The following is a 21,283-nucleotide window of genomic DNA, read 5'->3' as shown; positions in this document are numbered from 1 at the left end:
GAGCGGCCCGGGCCTCTGCCCTGGGCCGCTCTCTCCCTTTTCTTGAGCGCCAATAGCTCCTCTATCTACAAGAGGGGGAGGCCCGAGGCGCGCAGATGGACAGGCTACCTAGTCTGAAGGATGACCATTTGGACTCTGCAATTCCGCGATAGCTGGGGTCCGTGCGTTCCTGACTGCGGACAGGCAGGCCAGCGAACCGCCAACTAGCCTCCGACCTCACAGAGAAAGAGGGAGGGGACAGGGACGACCTAAAAGTCCCAGTCGTCATCCTCAGTATTAACAGCCTTGCCAATCACATAGCTCGACCCCGACCCCGAGAAGAAGTCGTGGTTCTCGTCAGCGTTCGGCGACAGGGCCGACAGGATCGCCGGGTTCACGTCGGTGACGGAGGCCGGGAACATGGCCTCGTAGCCCAGGTTCATCAGGGCCTTGTTGGCGTTGTAGTGCAGGAACTTCTTGACGTCCTCGGCCAGGCCGACGGAGTCGTAAAGGTCGTGCGTGTACTGGACTTCGTTTTCGTACAGCTCGAACAGCAGCTCGAAGGTGTAGTCCTTGATCTCCTGCTTACGCTCCTCGGACAGGCCTTCCAGGCCCTTCTGGAACTTGTAGCCGATGTAGTAGCCGTGGACGGCCTCGTCGCGGATGATCAGGCGGATCAGGTCGGCCGTGTTCGTCAGCTTGGCCCGGGAGGACCAGTACATCGGCAGGTAGAAGCCCGAGTAGAACAGGAAGCTCTCCAGCAGCGTCGAGGCCACCTTGCGCTTCAGGGGATCGTCGCCCTGGTAGTAATCCATGACGATCTGGGCCTTCTTCTGCAGGTTCACGTTTTCGGTGGACCAGCGGAATGCCTCGTCGATCTCCTTCGTGGAGGCCAGCGTGGAGAAGATGGAGGAGTAGCTCTTGGCGTGCACGGACTCCATGAACGCGATGTTCGTGTAGACGGCCTCTTCGTGCGGGGTGATCGCATCCGGAATCAGCGAGACGGCGCCGACAGTGCCCTGGATGGTGTCCAGCAGGGTCAAACCGGTGAAGACGCGCATGGTCAGCTGCTGCTCGTCCGGGGTCAGCGTCGCCCACGACTGGACGTCGTTGGACAGCGGGATCTTCTCCGGCAGCCAGAAGTTGTTGACCAGGCGGTTCCAAACGTCCACGTCCTTGTCGTCCTGGATGCGGTTCCAGTTGATCGCCTCGACGTGGGTGAGAAGCTTTACTTTTTCTGTCATGACTCCGACTCGCTTTCTGAAGAGAGACTGGGTTTGGCTGAGTCCTCGACGCAATAGTTGCAGTCGGCTTTCTCAATGCCTTTATTGGTGTGATGTCTGGTGTGGGCGCTGCGCTGGCTGGAAGGCATCGGACGGCCCTTCCGTACTGCTGACATTTTCGCACGGGTTTCAGGGCTGGCCTTCTTCCCGAAGTTCGGGTTGCCGGCACCCTTCTTGGCTTCTGAAAGTGCTTCCCGCGTTTCTTCACTGACCGAGTGTCCAAACCCAGGATGCTCAGCGCCGAACTTGCCGAAGTTTGGGTTGTCCGGGCCCGAATGCGTTCCCTTCCGGTCCGCTGCCCATTTCAGACGCTGCTCGGTGCTGTGCTTACCGCCGTAGAACGGATTGGCAGAACCTGGCCGGCTGAGCCCCTTTCGCCCCGTTGACCTCAACCGGGCGGCTTCACGCTGTTCTTCGGTCCAGACGACGCCGGTCGGCCCCAGGCCGCCAGCCGCAAGGTTCAGCAGGCGGTCCCCTTCACGCCGCAGGTAGCTGATCCACTCAATCTCGGCCTGTCCCAGTTCGGGCAAACCCTCGATCCAGTCCAACTCGTCCGCGATGACGTCCGCCGGGTCTTGCTTTCGGAGCCAATCGTAGAACGGCGTTTTGCGCCCCTCGACGGCCACCCGGAAGTGCTGATGGAAACGACGACTGGCCGTCTTCGTCGTGATACCGACATAGCGGTACTCGACCTCCCGCCGAAGCCGGATGCCGTAGACCAAGCCGCCCGTCGCCGTCGTCGTTTCCATCATTTCAGCCGATTACCAGAATCAACCGATTTCGGTTACAACATACATGAAACACAGTTGTCCACCTCAGTCCCTTCCAGCGCGAGCTGGCGGAGACGGATGTAGTAGATGGTCTTGATGCCCTTCTTCCAGGCGTAGATCTGGGCCTTGTTGATGTCGCGCGTGGTGGCGGTGTCTTTGAAGAACAGCGTCAGGGAAAGGCCCTGGTCCACGTGCTGCGTGGCCGCGGCGTAGGTGTCGATGACCTTCTCGTAGCCGATCTCGTACGCGTCCTGGTAGTACTCCAGGTTGTCGTTCGTCAGGTACGGCGCCGGGTAGTACACGCGGCCCAGCTTGCCTTCCTTGCGGATCTCGATCTTGGACGCCACCGGGTGGATCGAGGAGGTGGAGTTGTTGATGTAGGAGATCGAGCCGGTCGGCGGCACAGCCTGCAGGTTCTGGTTGTAAATGCCGTGCTCCATGACGGAGGCCTTCAGCTCGCGCCAGTCATCCTGCGTGGGGATGTGGATGTTCTTGAACAGCTCCGCGACCTTCTCGGTCTGCGGGACCCATTCCTGGTTCGTGTACTTGTCGAAGAACTCGCCGGACGCGTACTTGGACTTCTCGAAGCCGCCGAAGGTCTGGCCGGTCTGGATGGCCAGCCGGTTGGAGGCGCGGACCGCGTGGAACACGACCGAGTAGAAGTAGATGTTGGTGAAGTCCAGGCCCTCTTCGGAACCGTAGTGGACCCGCTCGCGGGCCAGGTAGCCGTGCAGGTTCATCTGTCCGAGGCCGATCGCGTGGCTCTGGTCGTTGCCGCGGGCAATCGAGGGCACCGAGGTGATGTTGGACATGTCAGACACTGCGGAGAGGGACCGGATGGCCGTCTCGATGGTCAGGCCGAAGTCCGGCGAGTCCATGGTCTTGGCGATGTTCAGCGAGCCCAGGTTGCAGGAGATGTCCTTGCCGGTCTGGTCGTAGGACAGGTCATCGTGGTACGTGGTGGGCTGGGAGACCTGGAGGATCTCGGAGCACAGGTTGGACATAATGATCTTGCCGTCGATCGGGTTTTCCCGGTTCACGGTGTCCTCGAACATGATGTACGGGTAGCCGGATTCGAACTGGATCTCCGCGAGGGTCTGGAAGAACTCGCGGGCCTTGATCTTGGTCTTCTTGATCCGGGAATCGTCCACCATCTCGTAGTACTTCTCGGTGACCGAGACGTCGGAGAACGGCATGCCGTAGACCTTTTCGACGTCGTACGGCGAGAACAGGTACATGTCCTCGTCCTTCTTGGCCAGCTCGAAGGTGATGTCCGGGATGACGACGCCGAGGGAGAGGGTCTTGATGCGGATCTTCTCGTCCGCGTTCTCGCGCTTGGTGTCCAGGAAGCGGTAGATGTCCGGGTGGTGCGCGTGCAGGTACACGGCGCCGGCACCCTGGCGGGCACCGAGCTGGTTGGCGTAGGAGAAGCTGTCCTCGAGGAGCTTCATCACGGGGATGACGCCGGAGGACTGGTTCTCGATCTGCTTGATCGGTGCGCCGACCTCGCGGATGTTGGTCAGCGCGAACGCCACGCCGCCGCCGCGCTTGGACAGCTGCAGCGCGGAGTTGATGGACCGGCCGATCGACTCCATGTTGTCTTCGATGCGGAGCAGGAAGCAGGAGACCAGCTCGCCGCGCTGGCGCTTGCCGGCGTTCAGGAACGTCGGGGTGGCCGGCTGGAAGCGGCCCTCGATGATCTCGTCCACCATCTGGGTGGCGAGCTGCTCGTCGCCGCGGGCCAGGTGCAGGGCCACCATGCAGACGCGGTCCTCGTAGCGCTCCAGGAAGCGCTTTCCGTCAAAGGTCTTCAGCGTGTAGGAGGTGTAGAACTTGAACGCGCCGAGGAACGTCTCGAAGCGGAACTTCTTCTTGTAGGCGCGGTTGTAGAGCTCGCGGATGAAGTTCATCGTGTACTGGTCGAGGGTTTCGCGCTCGTAGTACTCGTTCTTGACGAGGTAGTCGAGCTTTTCCTCGAGGTCGTGGAAGAACACGGTGTTGTTGTTCACGTGCTGCAGGAAGTACTGGTGCGCGGCCTCGCGGTCGGCCTCGAACTGGATCTCCCCGTTCGGACCGTAGAGGTTCAGCATGGCGTTGAGCTCGTGGTAGCCCAAGCCCTGGTACGCGGCCGGCATGGCCGGCTTCTCACCGGGGACCGTGTGCTTCTCGACGTGCTTTTCGACGGCGGGCGCGCCGCTCCGGGTTACTTCTGTGCCTGCGACAGTCGTGTCCAAAATTCTTCCAATCCTTGTTGTACTCGGCTGACGACTTCCGGCGTCCCCATGAGTTCGAAACGATATAGGTGCGGGACCCGGCATTTCGCGGCGATGATGTCGCCGGCCATGCAGTAGTTGTCCCCAAAGTTCGTGTTGCCCGCCCCGATCACTCCACGGAGCTGTTGCCGGTTCCTCGGATCGTTCAGAAAGCGGATGACCTGCTTCGGAACGGATCCCTCTCCCCCGGTGCCCCCGTAGGTGGGAAGCACCAGCACGTAGGGTTCGGTCGCCACCAGCGCGGAATCCCTCGCGTGGAGGGGGATCCGGGCGGCGTCGACGCCCAGCTTCGCAACGAACCGTGCCGTGTTCTCCGACGTGGAGGAGAAGTAGATGAGGTGGCTGTTGGTGGTCCGCGCAGCGTCCGACGCCGGGAGGGCGGCGGGTGCCGTTGCAACAGCTGCCATGGGAGTCACCTCATTTCGAGCAGTGTTTCAGGCTACGGCGACGGAGTACGCCTGCGCCAGTTCTTCGATCTTGTCCGGGCGGAAACCGGACCAGTGGTCCTGGTCCGTGACGACGACCGGGGCCTGCATGTAGCCCAGGGCCTTCAGGCGTTCGAGGGCATCCCCGTCCTGCGAGATGTCGACGCTCTGGTAGGTGATGCCCTTCTTATCCAGCGCGCGGTAGGTCGCGTTGCACTGAACACAGGCCGGCTTCGTGTAAACCGTAACGGTCATGGTCCCTGTCCCCTTTGTTGAAATCTTCTGAGCTGAGTCTCTTGTCCAGCGTCGTTGGTCTAGCGTCGGTTGTCAGCCGTGTCGGTGGCCGATCCGGGTCAGGAATCCTTATCCGTTACTGGCCTTGCCTGGCGGTCTCTGCCGCTCTGCTGGAACTGTATGTCGATACTACATGTAGTGCAAGAGCCGGATGTGGACCCCAAGATGATGTATTACAAGTATGTCATTTAATGCACCGTTAATCCACAGGCGAGGGCCCTCAAAATGTCCGGATTCCAGCCATTTTCGAGGACGAAATCCACACCCTGTGGAGTGGCTATGCACAATTATTTCCCCTGCGTGTCGGTCCGTGGACGGCGTGTCGCACCAGGCCGTGGCAGTGGCGCCAAACACCAGATGTGGTGTCCGGGCACACGAAAAGGCGGACACCTGGGGTGCCCGCCTTGAACGATCGCGATTTTTCTAGCCCGGTAATCCCCGGGCCCTCAGGCCACCGGCCCGGCACCGGTCTCAGGCCGGCTGCAGAGGATCTGTTCCACGCCCATCCGGCGCTCGGCAAAGCTTCGCAGCGCGCCCACGAGGTAGAGCCTCCACACGCGGGCGATCTCCTCGCCCATCATCTCTACTGCGGCGTCATAGTTTTCCTCGAACTTCGCGTACCAGGCCTCGAGGGTGTGCACGTAGTCACGGCGCATGCCCTGGACCCCCTCGACCTCGAGGCCTGCCTCCTCGAGGAAGCCCAGGGTCTCCCCCACCGGGCGCATGTGCATGTCCGGGGCGATGAAGGACTCGATGAACGGGCCGCCGCCGGGGTGCTTGCCGCGCCGGGACATCTGCTGGACCAGGACCCGGCCGCCGGGCCGGACGTTGTTGAACAGTGCCCCGGCATAGACGGGGTAGTTCCGCTGGCCGACGTGCTCGCCCATCTCGAGGGAGGCGACGGCGTCGAACGGCCCGTCCGGGATCTCCCGGTAGTCCTGGACCCGGATCTCCACGTGCCCCTCGAGGCCGCGTTCTGTGATGCGGGCATCGATGAACGATTTCTGCTCGACGGACAGGGTGACCCCGACGACGTCGGCGCCGTAGTGCTGCGCGGCGTGCAGGCTCAGCGAGCCCCACCCGCAGCCGACGTCGAGCATTCGCATGCCCGGCTTGAGTCCGATCTTGCGGCAGACCAGGTCCAGCTTGTCCCGCTGGGCGTCCTCGAGCCCGTACCCGGGCGAGGAGTCGGTCCAGTAGGCGCTGGAGTACGCCATCTGCGGATCCAGGATCAGGGCGTAGAAATCGTTGCTGAGATCGTAGTGGTGGCTGATCGCCGCGCGGTCCCGGATCAGGCTGTGCAGCCGGCCCCTGACCCGGGCCTGGCTGGCCGGCGGCTGGGGCGGGGCGCCCAGCGCTCCGGCGGCCCGTGCGATCCTGCCCACGCCGGCCAGGACAGCCGGCGTGGGCCGGATGCCGGCGAGTCCGCGGTCCCGGACCACCTTCCAGAGGTGTACGAGGGCGGAGTTGAGGTCACCGTCGACGTCCAGCTCACCGGTGACGTAGGCCTGGGCGGCGCCCAGCTCCCCCGGCGCCCAGAGCAGGCGCCGGATCGCGTCCGGTGACTTGAGCCGCACGACCGGCGCCCCGGCCGGGCCGGCCTCGCTGCCGTCCCAGACCACGAGCCGCACGGGGAGCTCCCCGCCGACCACCGGGCGCAGGACCTCCGCGACGGTGTCCGCGAGCGGGGCGGTCATACTGCCGTTCCCTGGGATGCTCCCTGGGATGCGTGGCCCGCGGAGGACGCCCGGTCGAGTACAATCTGCTGGACGTTGAGGTAGCCGGTCTCGAACCCTGCACGGGAGTAGCACAGGTAGAACAGCCACATGCGCTGGAAGATGGGGTCAAAGCCCAGCGCTCCGACGTCCCCGGCGCGGGCCATGAAACGTTCCTCCCAGAGGCGCAGGGTCTGCGCGTAGTGTTCGCCCATGGCGAGTCGTTCCCGGACACGCAGTCCGGTCTGCTTTTCGGTGATGTCCTCAATGGCGCGCACGGACGGGATGACGCCGCCCGGGAAGATGTACTTGTGCACCCACGTGTAGCTCGTGCGGGTGGCGATCAGCCGGTCGTGCGCGATCGTGATGGCCTGGATGGCCACCTTGCCGCCGGGCGCGAGGACCCGCTCGATCGTCTGGAAGTACGTGGCCCAGTATTCGTAACCGACGGCCTCGATCATTTCGACCGACACGACGGCGTCGTACTCCCCTTCCACCGCGCGGTAGTCCTTCAGCTCGATCGTGACGGCATCGGCGTAGCCGGCCTCGGCCACACGCTGGCGGGCCAGCTCCTGCTGCTCGCTGGAGAGGGTCACGGAGTAGACGGTCGCGCCGCGGGCCGCAGCACGCAGGGCCAGTTCGCCCCAGCCCGTGCCGATTTCCAGGACTCGGGTGCCTTCCTTGACGCCGGCCTTGTCCAGGAGACGGTCGATCTTCGCCTGCTGGGCGGCGGCGAGGCCGTCCCAGGCCACGTTCCGCAGGGCGTCGCCGCTGTCCGGGAAGAGGGCGCTGGAGTACGTCATGGTGCTGTCGAGGAACGTCGCAAAGAGCTCGTTGGAGAGGTCGTAGTGCCGCGCGATGTTGGAGCGGGTGTTCTGCTCGGTGTTGCGTTCCTTGCGGGGCTGCCGCGGCAGGTACAGGCCGCGCAGTTTCTGCAGCGGTTCCGGCACGAGCGTGCCGACGCGGGCAGCAAAGACTTCCATGACGGCGGTGAGGTCATCGGCGTCCCAGTCCCCGGCCATGTAGGACTCCCCCAGGCCGATCAGTCCGCCGTCGCCGAGCCGGGCAGCGAAGGCGTCCGGCCGGTTCATGGTCATGACGGGGTAGGCGTGGCCCGGGATGGCGGCCTTGCCGAGCACGGTGCCGTCGGGGAAGCGGACTTCCAGCGGCAGGCTGCGGACGGCAGCCCGGAAGATGGCGTCCGCGGCGCGGCCGGCCACGCGGGCCTTGAGGCTCGAGGGCACCGTGGCGATGCTGGGCCAGATGGCGGCGTCAACGGTGACGGGCGGCTGGGGAACGGTGTAGGGGACCCGGCCGGCGGGGGCCGGGCCCTGTGCCCGGCCCGCGGAGGACCCGGTCGCTTCGGTCATTGTCACTGAACTGCCTCCTGTGAGGGGTGGTGTGGTTTTTTGAAGATGGGCAGCCTGCGTGCCCAAAGCCTGATGCCCTGCCAGCGGATCTGCGCGGAGACCCGCAATGGGGCGAGCGGGACGGCGAGCGCCGCGGCCAGGATGTTCCGGACGGTCGCCTCGCGGCGTTCGCCGTCCATGGTGGCGATGAAGGGCTTGTGCCCTTCCCGCTCCAGGACGATCGAGACCGCCAGCCGTTCGCCGGGTTCCGGGAGCTTCATTTGGTACTGGCCCTCGACGTCGTTGAACGGCGAGACGTAGAACGCCTTCGGGACGCTGGCCCGTCCGGCGTCGTCGGTTTCCAGGAGGTAGCAGTGCCGTTCGCCGTAGGTGTTGTGGACCTCGGCGATCACGCATCGAAGTTGCCCCGCGCTGTCGTGGCACCAGAAGAGGGTCAGCGGATTGAACACGTGCCCGAAGACCCGGGCGCTGGCCAGCATGGTGATCCGGCCGCCATCGAGCCCGATCCCCTGCGTGGCGAGGAACCGTTCAACGTTTTCGCGGAGGGTCCCGTCGGGGTCGCCCAGATGGTCCGCAACCCGGAAGCCGGCGAGCGGCTTCAGGAGGCGCGGCAGCCTGGGGAGATGGTCGACGTCGACGTACCAGCCGTAACTGCGGTAGGTAAAGGCGTTCCTGAGCGGCGTGCGCCGCACATGCCCTATGGAGGTGCGGTAGATGGCAGCCGGGGCGCTCATGGGCCCTCCGCAGCGACGCTTTGCAGGTCCGGGTCGATCGAGACGGCAGCAATAGTGGCCGGAACCCGGTCCCAGTCCCGTCCCAGCCGGGCGGCGGCCTTCACGCCGGACAGGGCGCCGTCCTCGTGGAAACCCCAGCCGTGGTAGGCCCCGGCAAAGGCCAGGCGGGTATCGCCGAGCCCGAGGATCTGCTGCTGGGCCTTCAGCGACTCCGGGGTGTACTGCGGGTGCTCGTAGACCATCCGGTCCAGGACGGTGCCGTCCCCGATGAGCCCGGATTCGCCGAGACTGACGATGTAGCGCCGGCCGTCCGCCGGTTCGAGCCGCTGCAGCCGGGTCATGTCGTAGCTGACCAGTACCTTGTCCGGCCGGGCGTCGCAGGACGGGAGCCGGTAGTTCCAGGACGCCCTGGCGTTGGCACTGGCCGGCAGCACGGCCTCGTCGCGGTGGAAGACGGTGTGATTGACGGAGTAGGGCATGCCGGCCAGGGCCTCGCGCTCGGCGGGTGAGGCGTCCGAAAGCATGCGCAGCGCCTGCTCCGGGTGGGTGGCGATCACGACGGAGTCGAAGTGCTCCGTACTGAAGCGGCCCGTTCCGAGCTGCGTGGTCAGTTCCACCCCGTCAGCATGGCGTCGGACCCCGGTGACGGGGGTGGAGAGCCGGACATCGGGCAGGGTGGCGGCCAGCTTGTCGACGTAGCTGCGTGAGCCGCCCTTGACGGTCCGCCACTGGGGCGAGCCGCTGACGCCGAGGAGCCCGTGGTGGCCCAGGAACGTGAACAGGTAGCGGGCCGGGTAGGCCAGGGCGGTAGTCGGGTCGCAGGACCACACCGCGCTCACCACCGGCGTCATGAAGTGCGAGATGAAATAGGCGCTGAACTTCTCCCTGGCCAGGAAGTCGCCCAGCGTCAGCTCCGGCTCTCCGGTTCGGGACGGTGTTCCGGGCCCGGACGGCGTACCTGGGCGGGACGGCGTACCTGGGCGGGCGAGGAGGGCTCGGGCCCGGCGGTGGAAACGGGTGACTTCCAGCAGCATCAGCAGGTACCGGCCGCGCAGCAGGGTGGAGGGCCGGGGAATGATGCCGCGGCCCTTGGCCCGGGCGCCGGCGTATTCGAGGCCGCAGCCGTCGCAGCGTACGGACATGCTCATTTCCGATTCCTGCGTTTCGACCCCCAGCTCCGCGAAGAGCCGGAGCAGCGTGGGGTAGGTGCGCTCGTTGTGGACGATGAAGCCGGTGTCCACGCCGAGCGTGGAGCCGCCCGCCTGCGGCACGTCGTGGGTGTGGGCGTGGCCGCCGAGCCGGGAATCGGCCTCGAAGAGCGTCACCCGGTCCTGCCCGTTGAGCACGTAGGCAGCGGTCAGGCCCGCCACGCCACTGCCGATGACGGCTACCCGCCGGCCCTCCGGAACCCCTGCTGCTTGCGACACTTTTTCTACTCCTGTTGCTTGGCCTGGCTCGTCCTGGTGAATTCTCTTATGGGCAATTCGAAACCAAGGGGCGGACGGATGAGTGTTAATTCAAAGCGGCCGCCTTCAGGGATTGTCCGTCATGTTTGCCGCCCAGCCCCGGAGACATTCCGCAGGTATGCCGCAGCGCACACCGCGCCGCCCGGATATGCCAGAATGAAGCGGGTTTCCGGTCCGCCATGCGCGGCGCGGCAAGCATTCCCACCAGTCGAAGGGCAGCCCTTGATTAACCCCGTCCATCTGCGGACCCTCGTTGAAGTGATCCGGCTGGGCTCCTTCGCGGCAGCGGCGGGCCGCCTCGGCTACACGGCGTCGGCAGTGTCCCAGCAGATGTCCGCCCTTGAACGCGATACCGGGGTCACGCTCTTCCAGCGTTCGGCCCGCAGCATCCAGCCCACGGACGCCGCAATGGTCATGATGCGCCACGCCGCCAAGGTCCTTACCGACATCGAGGCCCTCATGGCCGCGGCCTCCCGGACGCAGGACTCCACCAGCCAGGAACTCCGCCTGGGCATCTTTCCCAGCCTCGCCACGTATGTCCTGCCGCGGATACTGCAAAACCCTGCCTGGAAGAAGCTTGGCATCGACCTGCGCGTGTCCGTGGCCGAGCCTGCCCAAACCATTCAAGGGCTGCGCACCGGCGGCGATCTGGACGTGGCCCTCGTCTACCAGGTGGGCCAGTCCGGCCTGGCGTGGCCGCACACCGTGAACCGGCAGTGGATCGGCGACGACGACTTCCGGGTGGTGCTGCCCGCGGCCTGGGGCATCGGTACGAACTCGAAGGTGGCCGCGGACCATTTGTCCGACATGCCGTGGATTGTCCACCACCCGGGCACGAGCGATGCCACCGTGATCGAACGGCTGTTCGCCAGCTGCAACCTGCACCCGCGGGTAGTGGCGTACAGCGACGACTTCCACGCCAGCCTGGAGATGGCGGCGGCCGGCCTGGGTGCGGCCCTGGTCCCGGAACTCGCGCTCCTGCACCGCCCGGCCGGCGTCGTGGTACTCGACGTTCCCGAGATCCGGCTGGCCCGGAACGTCTTTGCCCTGCTGATCAATGAGAAGCAGACGGCGCAGGTCCAGCTGTTCGTCGAACTGCTCGCCGACACCATGCACAAGCTCGGGGGTTCCGTTGCGGGCACGGATCGATAAGGATGGGGTCCATGACTGCTACCTATTCAGCCTCCGCCCGCGTCGCCTCGGACAAGCCGGAAGAAGTGGCGGCCGCAGTCCGCGCCGCCACGGAGGAACTTCGCGAGACCCTTCGGCGGCATCAGATCGAGGCGAGCTTTGAAGACATTGCCCTGCTCGGGCACTCGGAATCCTGGGACGGCGAAGGCCAGCGGTGGGTCCACGTCGACTGGGACGCCGAAAAAGGCGCGTAAGCCACGCAAGCAAAGGAGGAACGCAATGGGCATCCAACTGAACAAGGCCGCTCTGAAGCACGCACGGCAACTGATCAGGGACGGCAAAGCCACCCGCGACGTCCGCGATGACTGGAGCGAACACGCCCCCGACGCCGGCCGGGAAAACACGTTCATCGACAACCATGGCTACGCCGAGTACGGCACCTGGCACCTCGGTGAAGACGATGACAAGACGCCGGAGACCAAGGGCCGCTACAGCTTTCCGTTCGGCGACTTCCGCCGGCTGCACCGCTGCGCCATCATTGCCGCGGAAAGCCGGGCTGCCCAAAACAGCCACGATGACATCGCCGCGGCCGCCAAGTCCCTCCTGGCGGAGCTGGACAAGGACTGAAGCTATTCACCGCCGGCTTCGGCGGCGTCCTCAATCCGCTTACGCTGGCGCTCGATTTCCTTCTCGCCCTCGTTCTCGGCGTCGTAGAGCTTCTCGTTGCTGACTTTGAGCTCGAGCATGAGGGCGTCAAGCTTTACGTGCAGGGCCGCGGTGTCCCTGTTCTGGGTGTTCTGGATGATGAACACCATCAGGAACGTCACGATCGTGGTGCTGGTGTTGATGACCAGTTGCCAGGTATCGGAGAACCCGAGCAGAGGGCCGGTGCACGCCCACACAATCAGTGCCGCGACGGCCGCCGCAAACACCCAGGCGTGCCCGAGGACTTTGGCGGTCTTGGTCGTAAACCGCGTGAAAAAGTCCGGCCTGTCATCCTGGCCAGTGGCTGCCATACCGACCTCCTAGTAGGTGAAGTACCCGGGACTTCGGTCCCTCACCAGCACTCTAGACCTCAAAGAACGACGCGACTCCGCAGCAACGTGAGAGCTCTGGTGACCGGCTCCCGCGGCCGCCGGGGACTGTGAACGCGTGCTGGGATCCGCGGCTGTGATCCGGTGCTGAGCCGTTCAGCGCTTCCGCAGCCGGCCGGCCGGTGACACGAGGGCGCTGATGATCCGATGCTTGACCTTGTTATAGGGCGGGTAGATCAGTTCCAGGGTCTCCGGCCACAGCGGTTTGGCCAGGGTGGGACGCTCATGCGAGAACGTCCGCACCGAATGTTCCCCGTGGTAGGCGCCCAGTCCGCTCCCGCCGACACCGCCGAACGGCAGCCCCGGGACCAGCAGGTGCGCCGCCGGAACGTCGAAGCACAGCGCCCCGGAGGAGGTCTGTGCGGCGAAGGCGCGCCGGGTGTCGGCGTCGTCGCTGAACACGTACAGCGCAAGGGGCTTCGCGCGGGCGTTGATCATCCGGATGGCCTCATCACGTCCGCTGACCGGCACCAGCGGAAGCAGCGGGCCGAAGATTTCCTCGTCCATGACCGCGTCCCCCGGCGCCGGACGCAGCAGCGTCGGCGCAAAGTAGCGGGTGGCGGCGTCGCGCTGTCCGCCGTGGACCACGGTGCTGCCGTCGGCCAGCTCGGCGAGCCGCCGGAAGTGGCGGTCATCGATGATCCGGCCGTAGGACTCACTCCGGGCGGGATCCGCGCCGAAAAGTTCCGAGATGGCCCCCGCCAGCTCGCGTTCCAGGGGTTCGAGCACCTCGGGCGCGGCCAGGACATAGTCCGGCGCCACACAGGTCTGTCCGGCGTTCATGAACCTGCCCCAGGCGATCCGTTTCGCGGCCTTGGCCAGGTCCGTCGAGGCATCGACGTAGGCGGGGGACTTGCCGCCCAGCTCCAGCGTCACGGGGGTCAGGTTCTCCGCGGCCGCCCGCATCACCGCCTTGGCCGCTCCCGGGCCGCCGGTGTAGAAGATGTGGTCGAAGCGCTGGGCCAGCAGCGCCGTGGTCTCGGGGATGCCCCCCTCGACAACCTCCGCGGCGCCGGGCAGGTATTCCGGAATCCAGCGGGCCAGGGCCGCCGAGGTGGCCGGGGCGTGCTCGCTGGGCTTGACCACCACGGTGTTCCCGGCGGCCAGGGCGCCGGCCAGCGGCGAGAGCACCAGCTGCACCGGATAATTCCAGGGTCCGATCACCAGCACCACGCCCAGCGGAGTGAGCTCGGTCCAGGCGCGGGCCGGCTGCACGGCCAGCGGAACCGGCACGGGCCGGGGCCGCAGCCAGGCGGCGAGATGTCGTTCCAGGTGCGCGGCTTCGGCCGTGACAAAGCCGATTTCCGTCAGCTGGGCCTCGGTGCGGTGCTTGCCCAGGTCCCGGCCAAGGGCGTCCGCAAAGTCCGCGCGCCGTTCCACCAGCATGCGGCGCAGACTGCCTAATTGCGCCAGCCGCCAGGCCAGCGGACGCGTGGCCCCGGTGTCGAACAGTTCACGTGCGCGGGCGGTGGCGGGGGCTTCGGTCTGCATCCGATCAATGTACCGCCCGGGGGCCGCGGCAACGGTCCGGTACCGGATATAAAACCTTGGGAATGCTGGAATGGGCCGGTGTTGAGGACTATGTTGAAGATATGAGCAAGGTAGCGAGCCAGCACTTCGGAGAGATCGAGCTCAACCACGGGAGGGACCATAACTTCTCCGCCAAGCACGAACTGGCGGGGCAACTCCTGGAGCTTGACCTCAATGTCAACGCGCATGACCACTTCGATGAAGCTGCCATGCACAAAGTTGACTACCGCCTGCGCTTCCTGCCTGAACTTGTGGACCAGGTCCGCGAAATGATCGCCGAGGAGCTGGAGGAGGAAGGAACCAGCCCGCAGGAATACCGGCACTTCCACTGCAGCGCCATCAAGGAAGAGCACCTGCAGAAGGTCTTCGGCGTGCAGGACAAGAGCCAGCTGACCAACGAGGTCTTCCTCAAGGCCCTGAAGCTGGGCCACGTGGGCATCTTCCCCGGCCAGCCTGAGCGGTACTTCGTGCTCGACTTCACCCTCGGAGCGCATTTCACCGACGAAGTCCTGGTCGCCTCCGCGGACGAGGACGGCGTCGTGGACGACGAAATCCTCTGGGAATCCTGAACCTCCCGGCGACCCTGAATCGACTGCTCCGTTACCGCCCTTTTGAGCGCTCAAAACGGCGTCTGCTCAGCAATCGATGAGTAGAACGTACGACGGCGGGCGGCCACCTTAAGGTGACCGCCCGCCGTCGTACGTGGTTGAGCCGGCTTACTTGGCGGCTTCCAGCAGTTCCGCCCGGACCGTCCTGGTGGCGTGGACCAGGTTGCGCAGGGACTCCTCGGTCTCGGCGTAGCCGCGGGTCTTCAGGCCGCAGTCCGGGTTGACCCAGAGCTGGCGGGACGGGACGTGCTTGACGGCGGTACTGAGCAGCTCGGTGACTTCCTGCTCGCCCGGGACACGCGGCGAGTGGATGTCGTAGACGCCCGGCCCCACGCCGCGGCCGAACCCGTGGGATTCGAGGTCATGAACGACCTCCATGCGCGAGCGGGCGGCCTCGATTGAGGTGACGTCGGCGTCGAGGCCGTCGATTGCATCGATGATGGCGCCGAACTCCGAGTAGCACAGGTGCGTGTGGACCTGGGTGGCGTCCCCGGCGCCGGCCGTGGCCAGGCGGAAGGACTTCACCGACCAGTCCAGGTACGCGGCCTGGTCGGCCTTGCGCAGCGGCAGGAGCTCGCGCAGGGCGGGCTCGTCCACCTGGATGACCTTGATGCCGGTGGCTTCGAGGTCGGCGATTTCGTCGCGGAGCGCGAGGGCCACCTGGTTGGCCGTCTCACCGAGGGGCTGGTCGTCACGGACGAAGGACCACGCCAGGATCGTGACCGGACCGGTGAGCATGCCCTTCATCGGCTTGTTGGTCAGGGACTGCGCGTACCTGGCCCATTCGACCGTGATGGGGGCGCTGCGGGTGACATCGCCCCACAGGATCGACGGACGGGTGCAGCGCGAGCCGTAGGACTGGACCCAGCCGTGCACGGTGACGTCGAAACCTTCGAGGTTCTCGGCGAAGTACTGGACCATGTCGTTGCGCTCGGGCTCACCGTGGACAAGGACGTCGAAGCCGAGCTCCTCCTGCAGCTCAACGACGCGCTTGATCTCATTCTTCATGAGCTGCTCATACTGCTCCGTGGTGAGCTCGCCCTTGTTGGCGCGCGCCCGGGCCGTGCGGATCTCCGGGGTCTGCGGGAATGACCCGATGGTGGTGGTGGGCAGCGGCGGCAGGTGCAGCGCCTTCTCCTGGGCTGCTTCCCGGACCGCGTAGTCGGAGCGGTTGAAGTCCGCCGGGGTCAGGGCGGCGATGCGTGCCCGGACGTCGGCGCGGCGCACGCCTTCGGCCTCGTCGCGGGAGGCGATGATGCGCGTGGCTTCGTCGATGGCCGGCTGGACCGCTGCCTCATCGGTCAGCAGCCCTGCAAGGGTGACCACCTCGACGGCCTTCTGGTCGGCGAAGGCCAGCCAGCTGCGCAGCTGGGCGGAGAGCTGGGTTTCCTCGTCCACGTCGTGCGGGACATGCTGCGTGGAGGTGGAGGTGCTGATGGCGAGCTTGGTAACGGTCTTCTTCAGCTCGGCGATCTTGTCCGCCGAAGCCTGGAGGTCATTGCGCCAGATGTTGTGGCCGTCCACGACGCCGGCGACGAGGGTCTTGTTGCCCAGTGCTGCCAGTGCTTCGGCGGAAGGAACGGCACCCTTGAAGACATCGATGTGCAGGGCGTCGATGTTGGTGGCGGCGAGGGGTCCGGACTGGCCGTTCAGGGCACCGTACGGGGTGGAGACAAAAAGCTGCGGGCGGTTGGCCACGGAGGACAGGACCTCGTAGGAGCGCTCGACGGCGGCCTGGACTTCCTCGGCGGAGGTGTCCTGGTCCACCACGAGGGCGGGTTCGTCCAGCTGGACCCAGCTGGCGCCGGCGGCGGCAAGTTTCTCCAACAGGGCGGTGTACACGGGGAGGATGTCCTCAAGGCGGGACAGCGGGCTGAAGCCGGCCGGGGCGCCGTCGGAGGCCTTGCTCAGCAGCAGGAAGGTGACCGGGCCGACGATGTACGGGCGGGTTTCGACGCCGTTGGCGAGGGCGTAGGCGAATTCCTCGACGATCCGGGTGGAGGTCAGCGCGAACGTGGTCTCCGGCCCGATTTCCGGCACGAGGTAGTGGTAGTTGGTGTCGAACCACTTGGTCATTTCCAGCGGCTGCTGGTCCTTGGTGCCGCGGGCCAGCGTGAAGTAGCCGTCGATGTCCAGCTGGCCCCCGGCGCTGAGGAGGTTGCCGAACCGGGCCGGGACGGCGCCGAGGTGGGCGGCGGCGTCGAGGACCTGGTCGTAGTAGGAGAAGGTGCCCGGGACCGCGGCGGGTTCGGTCAGGCCCAGACCCTGGAGGCGCTGGGCGGTGCCGAGCTGGATCTTCCTGGCGGCGGCGTCCAGGGCGGCGGCGTCGATTGTGCCGGCCCAGTAGGCCTCCACGGCCTTTTTGAGTTCGCGGCGCCGGCCGATGCGCGGGTAGCCGAGGATCGAGGCTGCCGGGAACGGGGTGCTGGCGGTGTTCTTTTCAGTCATGGGAAGTCCTTGGGTGGTGGTGAGGGGTGGAAGTTGGCGGTGCTCAGCTGGCGAGCTGGCCGCGGAGGGCGGCGCGCCGTGCGTTCTGCACGGACGTGCGGCGGGGCCGGGGCAGCGCGAGTTTGTCCAGTACCTCGAGGGCGCTGGTGTGCTCGTTGAAGGTGTAGAGGTGCAGACCGGGGGCGCCGGCATCCAGTGCCGCGTTGGCCAGGTCCACAGTGGCGCTGACTCCGATCCGGTTCCGTTCGGCGTCGGTGTCCGCAGCAGCAAGCCGGGCCATGAGTTTCGGCTCCGGTTCCACCCCGGTCAGCTCGCCGAGGCGGGTGAGCCGGCGGATGCTCGTAAGCGGCATAACGCCCGGAATGATCGGGATGGTGACTCCGGCCCGGCGGGCGCGGGACAGGAGGTCCGCGTACTGCTCCGTGTGGAAGAAGACCTGGGTGATGGCGAAGTCGGCGCCGGAACGCTGCTTGGCCAGCAGCACCTCGACGTCGTGGGCCTCACTCGGGGATTCCGGGTGCCTCGTGGGGTAGGCGGCGACGCCGACGGCCACCTTGCCGGCGCACAGCAGAGCCGAGCGGCGCTGTTCCACGCGGCGGATGAGTTCGATCAGGTCCTGGGCGTAGCGCAGTGAGCCCTCAGGCGGTGTGCCGCCGTCTTTGGGCCGGTCGCCGCGCAGGGCCAGGATCCCCCGGACGCCGACGTCGAGCAGTTCGCCGATGATCTCGGCCAGTTCCTGCGGGGAATTCCCGACGCAGGTCAGGTGGGCCAGCGGGCGCAGCGTGGTTTCCTGCACGAGCCGGTTGATGAGCTCGACGGCGGTGCTCCGGTTGGAGCCGCTGGCACCGTACGTCACGGACACGTAGTCCGGGTCCGTGGACTCCAGCTCGCCGATGGTGGTCCAGAGCGATTCGGCGGCGGCCGCCGACCGTGGAGGAAACAGTTCGTAGGACAGCGCAACGGGTGCCGCGCCGGCCAGGTTGGAATGTGCGTCAATAAGGCTTGGTGGTGACATTTGCGTCCTTGGCTGTGAGCCATCGGCGGCAGCCGCCGGAAACCCGGAGAACCGGGGAACGGGAAGACACTGCCGTCGATGAATTGAGTTTGGGAACACGGAGAGAACTCCAGCAGGACGCAGCCGCGACTGTTACGCCTGATACGAAGTTATCCGTGAGCAAATGTCAGGCCCACATGGGGGCACCCACACCCTCCTCGGCTGCCCGGGGGCCAGCCTTCAGCGGAGGATCGCTGACACGTTACTGAGGTAACTTGTATAGAACTTTAGGGGCCCGCCGCGGCGCGATCAAGTCCGCTCCCGAATTAAGACGCGGCTTTACGGTTATTTTCGCGGCCGGGCAGAATATTGTTCGCCGGAAGGGCTGAACCGCGATCCCTCCCCATTGCGGACGTGCGGGGCTATCCTGTTGCCATGATCCAGCTTCCAGCCAGTTACCAGGAGTACCTCGCAGGCAAGAGCGAGAGTTTCATCAACACCGTCAGGCCCGTCCTGATGCAGTCTGCAGCGGAGAAGATGCACGGGGTCCGGATTCTCGTGCTTCCGCACGGCCACCAGGCGCACCTGGACGAGAACCTCCCGTTCGGCACCGTCATCGAAGACATCGACTGAGCCGGTCAGCGGCGCCGGACAGCCGGCGCCGCTGACCGTTGCCTAGCCCTCCAGCAGGAGCCGCTGCGAACGCGGCGCCAGCGTGTGCTCCAGGACCAGGCACGCCGCGCCGACGGCCCCGACGTCCTCACCGACGCCGGTGCCGACCACTTCTAGGCCGTGGATCTTCCGGGTGGCGCTGTTTTCCACGACAAGATCCGGGACCAGCTTCAGGTACGTCTCGGAGAGGCAGCTCCAGAACGGTCCGCCGAAGACTACGCGGTCCACATCCAGGGTGTTGGTGATGACTGAAACCGCCCGGGCCACGAACACGGCGGAGCGGTCGATGATTTCGGCGGCCCTTTTGTCGCCCCCGTAGGCCTGGGCGCACAGCTGGGCGAACCGTTCCTGGACGGCGGGACCGTTGTTTTCCCCGCGCGGCCCATCAAGCACCCCGGCCTCCTCGGCCTGGGCCACGAGCACCTGGGGTATGGCCGTGGACTTCACACAGCCGCGCAGCCCGCAATCGCAGAGGGCGCCACCCGGGTCCACGACAATATGCCCGATTTCGCCGGCGTTTCCGGACGTGCCGCGCACCACCTCGTCGTTGAGGACGATTCCGCAGCCGATCCCGGTGCCCATGTACATGAAGATGAAGCTCCCGGCGCCGCTGGGCCCCCCGGCCCAGGTCTCCGCCACGGCCGCGCTGGTCACGTCCTTGTCCACGAGAGTGGACAGGCCGGTGGCTTTCACGAGGGCGTCCCGCAGCGGAACGCGATCCCAGCCGAGCAGCAGGGGCGGGTCGACCACCGTGCCCTCGTTGAGGTCGATGGGGCCCGGAGACGCGACGCCGAGCCCGGCGATCTTGGCGGGGTCCACGCCGGAATCGGCGATCAGCTGCCCGATTTCGGCGGCAATAGTGTCAATGACGGCGCCGGGGTCGGCCCCGGACGGAGTCTTGATGCGCGAGTGCTTGACTACGGCGCCGACGAGGTCCAGGACCACGAAGGTCGTCACCGCGGGGTCCAGGTGGACGCCGACGGCGTACATGCCGGCGGCGTTGAGGCGCAGCATGGTCCGGGGCTTGCCCGGGCCGGTGCCTTCCTTGCCTGCCTCCACAATCAGGTTCTGGTCCAGGAGGCGGCGGGAAATGTTGGAGATCGTCTGCGGCGACAGCCCGACGATCTGGGCCAGTTCCACCCGGCTCAGGCCGCCCGGCGAACGCCGGATCGCATCCAGGATGACCGTGAGGTTGAAATCCCCCATGCGGGGCAGGTTCGTTCCGCGTCTCGGCGCGGGCTGCCGGATCTCGGTCACTGATACCTCTAACGTCTTCGGCGGAAGCACTGCTGATCTCAGAATCGTACGTTACGAGCGGGCCTGCGCCCACACGTGCGCTTCATGGTCTCCCCGTTTTATTCGGCCTGCCGCCGAGTGCTCGCCGTCACCGTGAATTTCGGGTTCCTGCCCACCTCGCGCGTCGGGCCCACCAGCCGTTCCAGCGCCGGACGGTAGTGCAGGTGGCTGTTGAAGACGGTCCAGAGTTCCCCGCCCGGCGCGAGGACCTTCGCGGCCGCCTCGAACAACTTGATGCCGGCGCCGGAGTGGACCGCCGACTCCAGGTGGAACGGCGGGTTGAGCAGGACCAGGTCCGAGCTTCCCGCGGGCAGCGCGGACATGGCGTCGTCCTGGACAACGTCGATCTGCGCCTCCAGCCCGTTGGCGCGGGCCGTCGCCAGGGCGGAGTCGACGGCGGCCGCGGACCTGTCCGTGGCCGTGACCCTGGCGTCGGGGTTGTGGCGGGCGTACATGGCGGCCAGGATTCCGGTGCCGCAGCCCAGGTCGACGGCGTGCCGGGCGTGCGGCATCTGTGGCAGGAACTCCAGGAGGAAGCGGGTACCGATGTCAAGGCCGGTCCCGGCGAAGACGGCTCCCCGGGCGCAGACCGTCAGCCCAAGCTCGGCGTTGGGCTCGGCGACGGGAAAAGGCGGAGCCGCGGTGACCGGGCGGGGATTCCGGGCCAGCAGGACCCGCGACTTCTGCCGGGCGAGCTGGGGCTGGACCTCGCCGAAGTAGCGGTCCAGTACTGCATTCATGCCGTGGCCCATGTGTTTGACCCGACCTCCGGCGAGCAGCACGACGTCGGACGCCGCATGGCGGGCCACGGCGTCGGCGATTTCCTCCAGCTCCGCCAGGGACTTGGGCAGCTGGACCAGCACCACGGACGCAGCCTCCAGCAAGGCGGCGCCCAGCGGGAGTTGCTCAAAGCCGCCGTCCACGCCCAGGACGTCGGCATTGCGGCGCAGCGCGCGTTCGCCCGTGATGAGGTCCTGGTGCACGCGCACCGGCCTCGGGGCCCCGAGCGCGAGTGCCCCGAGCGTCAGGGCTCCATAGCGGTCCCCCACCACGGCGAGCCTGCTCCCTGGCTCCAGGATCCCGGCGGCGGTGTCCAGCAGCAGCCTGTCGGTGGCGTCCCAGGCCTGCAGGTTGGCCGCCTCGACGTCCGGGATCCTTCTCAGGCGGGAAAAGAGGGATTCGAGATTGATGTCCGCCACGC

General features: G+C 66.3%; 20 protein-coding genes. 5 read left to right on the top strand and 15 right to left on the bottom strand.

Annotated elements, in window-relative coordinates:
• Positions 1–248 precede the first annotated feature (248 nt).
• The 9 genes from nrdF to AC1DCZ_RS10175 all read right to left on the bottom strand — a co-directional run bounded on the left by nrdF (position 249) and on the right by AC1DCZ_RS10175 (position 10,270).
• Positions 249–1,223, bottom strand: coding sequence for a class 1b ribonucleoside-diphosphate reductase subunit beta (nrdF, locus tag AC1DCZ_RS10215; protein ID WP_476974473.1), 975 nt, complete (start codon positions 1,221–1,223; stop codon positions 249–251).
• Positions 1,220–2,014: an NUMOD3 domain-containing DNA-binding protein gene (locus tag AC1DCZ_RS10210; protein WP_476974472.1), complete on the bottom strand. Its 795-nt coding sequence runs from the start codon at positions 2,012–2,014 to the stop codon at positions 1,220–1,222. The genes nrdF and AC1DCZ_RS10210 overlap by 4 nt, the downstream gene beginning before the upstream one ends.
• A 32-nt stretch (positions 2,015–2,046) precedes the next feature.
• Positions 2,047–4,167 carry a class 1b ribonucleoside-diphosphate reductase subunit alpha gene (gene nrdE / locus AC1DCZ_RS10205; protein WP_476974499.1) on the bottom strand — a complete coding sequence of 707 codons (2,121 nt, stop codon included), beginning with the start codon at positions 4,165–4,167 and terminating at the stop codon, positions 2,047–2,049.
• Positions 4,168–4,235: 68 nt separating this feature from the next.
• On the bottom strand, positions 4,236–4,712 hold the full coding sequence (nrdI, locus tag AC1DCZ_RS10200; RefSeq protein ID WP_476974471.1) for a class Ib ribonucleoside-diphosphate reductase assembly flavoprotein NrdI: 477 nt from the start codon (positions 4,710–4,712) through the stop codon (positions 4,236–4,238).
• A gap of 27 nt (positions 4,713–4,739) precedes the next feature.
• Positions 4,740–4,985 (bottom strand): glutaredoxin-like protein NrdH, encoded by a 246-nt coding sequence (gene nrdH / locus AC1DCZ_RS10195; RefSeq protein ID WP_476974470.1) that lies wholly within the window; start codon positions 4,983–4,985, stop codon positions 4,740–4,742.
• A 485-nt stretch (positions 4,986–5,470) separates the two neighbouring features.
• Positions 5,471–6,721, bottom strand: a complete 1,251-nt coding sequence (locus tag AC1DCZ_RS10190; RefSeq protein ID WP_476974469.1) for a class I SAM-dependent methyltransferase — start codon at positions 6,719–6,721, stop codon at positions 5,471–5,473.
• Positions 6,718–8,109, bottom strand: a complete 1,392-nt coding sequence (locus AC1DCZ_RS10185; RefSeq protein WP_476974498.1) for a class I SAM-dependent methyltransferase — start codon at positions 8,107–8,109, stop codon at positions 6,718–6,720. The genes AC1DCZ_RS10190 and AC1DCZ_RS10185 overlap by 4 nt, the downstream gene beginning before the upstream one ends.
• Before the next feature lie 2 nt (positions 8,110–8,111).
• The gene (locus tag AC1DCZ_RS10180) at positions 8,112–8,843 is read right to left on the bottom strand and encodes a DUF1365 domain-containing protein (RefSeq protein ID WP_476974468.1); all 732 of its coding nucleotides are present in this window, start codon (positions 8,841–8,843) and stop codon (positions 8,112–8,114) included.
• The gene (locus AC1DCZ_RS10175; protein ID WP_476974467.1) at positions 8,840–10,270 is read right to left on the bottom strand and encodes an NAD(P)/FAD-dependent oxidoreductase; all 1,431 of its coding nucleotides are present in this window, start codon (positions 10,268–10,270) and stop codon (positions 8,840–8,842) included. Before AC1DCZ_RS10175 ends, AC1DCZ_RS10180 begins: the two co-directional genes overlap by 4 nt.
• Before the next feature lie 261 nt (positions 10,271–10,531).
• On the opposite strand from AC1DCZ_RS10175, the gene AC1DCZ_RS10170 reads away from it, so the two are divergent.
• Genes AC1DCZ_RS10170 through AC1DCZ_RS10160 form a run of 3 tightly spaced genes read left to right on the top strand, consistent with a single transcriptional unit; the run spans position 10,532 to position 12,067 of the window.
• Positions 10,532–11,461: a LysR family transcriptional regulator gene (locus AC1DCZ_RS10170; protein ID WP_476974466.1), complete on the top strand. Its 930-nt coding sequence runs from the start codon at positions 10,532–10,534 to the stop codon at positions 11,459–11,461.
• 11 nt (positions 11,462–11,472) lie between these two features.
• The gene (locus AC1DCZ_RS10165; RefSeq protein ID WP_476895740.1) at positions 11,473–11,694 is read left to right on the top strand and encodes a hypothetical protein; all 222 of its coding nucleotides are present in this window, start codon (positions 11,473–11,475) and stop codon (positions 11,692–11,694) included.
• A gap of 25 nt (positions 11,695–11,719) precedes the next feature.
• Complete coding sequence (locus AC1DCZ_RS10160; protein WP_476974465.1) at positions 11,720–12,067, top strand: hypothetical protein; 348 nt, start codon at positions 11,720–11,722, stop codon at positions 12,065–12,067.
• A 2-nt stretch (positions 12,068–12,069) separates the two neighbouring features.
• Here the strand turns inward: AC1DCZ_RS10160 and AC1DCZ_RS10155 are convergent, their stop codons facing one another.
• Together AC1DCZ_RS10155 and AC1DCZ_RS10150 are read right to left on the bottom strand one after the other, a co-directional pair.
• The gene (locus tag AC1DCZ_RS10155; protein WP_476974464.1) at positions 12,070–12,456 is read right to left on the bottom strand and encodes a low affinity iron permease family protein; all 387 of its coding nucleotides are present in this window, start codon (positions 12,454–12,456) and stop codon (positions 12,070–12,072) included.
• 174 nt (positions 12,457–12,630) lie between these two features.
• Complete coding sequence (locus tag AC1DCZ_RS10150; RefSeq protein WP_476974463.1) at positions 12,631–14,025, bottom strand: aldehyde dehydrogenase family protein; 1,395 nt, start codon at positions 14,023–14,025, stop codon at positions 12,631–12,633.
• Between the two features lie 101 nt (positions 14,026–14,126).
• Between AC1DCZ_RS10150 and AC1DCZ_RS10145 the strand changes: the two genes are divergently transcribed.
• Entirely contained in the window at positions 14,127–14,633 is a 507-nt protein-coding gene (locus AC1DCZ_RS10145) for a DUF2004 domain-containing protein (RefSeq protein WP_476895736.1), read from the top strand.
• A 147-nt stretch (positions 14,634–14,780) separates the two neighbouring features.
• Here the strand turns inward: AC1DCZ_RS10145 and metE are convergent, their stop codons facing one another.
• Positions 14,781–17,120, bottom strand: a complete 2,340-nt coding sequence (gene metE, locus AC1DCZ_RS10140) for a 5-methyltetrahydropteroyltriglutamate--homocysteine S-methyltransferase (RefSeq protein ID WP_476974462.1) — start codon at positions 17,118–17,120, stop codon at positions 14,781–14,783.
• A 43-nt stretch (positions 17,121–17,163) separates the two neighbouring features.
• Positions 17,164–18,135, bottom strand: coding sequence for a methylenetetrahydrofolate reductase (locus AC1DCZ_RS10135; protein WP_476974461.1), 972 nt, complete (start codon positions 18,133–18,135; stop codon positions 17,164–17,166).
• A 414-nt stretch (positions 18,136–18,549) separates the two neighbouring features.
• Between AC1DCZ_RS10135 and AC1DCZ_RS10130 the strand changes: the two genes are divergently transcribed.
• The gene (locus tag AC1DCZ_RS10130; protein ID WP_476895733.1) at positions 18,550–18,747 is read left to right on the top strand and encodes a hypothetical protein; all 198 of its coding nucleotides are present in this window, start codon (positions 18,550–18,552) and stop codon (positions 18,745–18,747) included.
• Between the two features lie 42 nt (positions 18,748–18,789).
• Here the strand turns inward: AC1DCZ_RS10130 and AC1DCZ_RS10125 are convergent, their stop codons facing one another.
• On the bottom strand, positions 18,790–19,992 hold the full coding sequence (locus AC1DCZ_RS10125; RefSeq protein ID WP_476974460.1) for an ROK family transcriptional regulator: 1,203 nt from the start codon (positions 19,990–19,992) through the stop codon (positions 18,790–18,792).
• Positions 19,993–20,141: 149 nt separating this feature from the next.
• Positions 20,142–21,281: a class I SAM-dependent methyltransferase gene (locus AC1DCZ_RS10120; protein ID WP_476974459.1), complete on the bottom strand. Its 1,140-nt coding sequence runs from the start codon at positions 21,279–21,281 to the stop codon at positions 20,142–20,144.
• Positions 21,282–21,283 lie beyond the last annotated feature (2 nt).

The sequence above is a fragment of the Arthrobacter sp. 10N418 genome, from assembly GCF_056394725.1.
The sequence above is the reverse complement of the archived record's forward strand: the minus strand, read 5'-3'. Positions and strand labels throughout refer to the sequence as shown.

Excerpts from the sequence above, each read along its gene's own strand:
- nrdF (WP_476974473.1), bottom strand. The coding sequence starts at position 1,223 with ATGACAGAAAAAGTAAAGCTTCTCACCCACGTCGAGGCGATCAACTGG.
- AC1DCZ_RS10210 (WP_476974472.1), bottom strand. The coding sequence starts at position 2,014 with ATGATGGAAACGACGACGGCGACGGGCGGCTTGGTCTACGGCATCCGG.
- nrdE (WP_476974499.1), bottom strand. The coding sequence starts at position 4,167 with ATGCCGGCCGCGTACCAGGGCTTGGGCTACCACGAGCTCAACGCCATG.
- nrdI (WP_476974471.1), bottom strand. The coding sequence starts at position 4,712 with ATGGCAGCTGTTGCAACGGCACCCGCCGCCCTCCCGGCGTCGGACGCT.
- nrdH (WP_476974470.1), bottom strand. The coding sequence starts at position 4,985 with ATGACCGTTACGGTTTACACGAAGCCGGCCTGTGTTCAGTGCAACGCG.
- AC1DCZ_RS10190 (WP_476974469.1), bottom strand. The coding sequence starts at position 6,721 with ATGACCGCCCCGCTCGCGGACACCGTCGCGGAGGTCCTGCGCCCGGTG.
- AC1DCZ_RS10185 (WP_476974498.1), bottom strand. The coding sequence starts at position 8,109 with ATGACCGAAGCGACCGGGTCCTCCGCGGGCCGGGCACAGGGCCCGGCC.
- AC1DCZ_RS10180 (WP_476974468.1), bottom strand. The coding sequence starts at position 8,843 with ATGAGCGCCCCGGCTGCCATCTACCGCACCTCCATAGGGCATGTGCGG.
- AC1DCZ_RS10165 (WP_476895740.1), top strand. The coding sequence starts at position 11,473 with ATGACTGCTACCTATTCAGCCTCCGCCCGCGTCGCCTCGGACAAGCCG.
- AC1DCZ_RS10160 (WP_476974465.1), top strand. The coding sequence starts at position 11,720 with ATGGGCATCCAACTGAACAAGGCCGCTCTGAAGCACGCACGGCAACTG.
- AC1DCZ_RS10155 (WP_476974464.1), bottom strand. The coding sequence starts at position 12,456 with ATGGCAGCCACTGGCCAGGATGACAGGCCGGACTTTTTCACGCGGTTT.
- AC1DCZ_RS10150 (WP_476974463.1), bottom strand. The coding sequence starts at position 14,025 with ATGCAGACCGAAGCCCCCGCCACCGCCCGCGCACGTGAACTGTTCGAC.
- AC1DCZ_RS10145 (WP_476895736.1), top strand. The coding sequence starts at position 14,127 with ATGAGCAAGGTAGCGAGCCAGCACTTCGGAGAGATCGAGCTCAACCAC.
- metE (WP_476974462.1), bottom strand. The coding sequence starts at position 17,120 with ATGACTGAAAAGAACACCGCCAGCACCCCGTTCCCGGCAGCCTCGATC.
- AC1DCZ_RS10135 (WP_476974461.1), bottom strand. The coding sequence starts at position 18,135 with ATGTCACCACCAAGCCTTATTGACGCACATTCCAACCTGGCCGGCGCG.
- AC1DCZ_RS10130 (WP_476895733.1), top strand. The coding sequence starts at position 18,550 with ATGATCCAGCTTCCAGCCAGTTACCAGGAGTACCTCGCAGGCAAGAGC.
- AC1DCZ_RS10125 (WP_476974460.1), bottom strand. The coding sequence starts at position 19,992 with ATGGGGGATTTCAACCTCACGGTCATCCTGGATGCGATCCGGCGTTCG.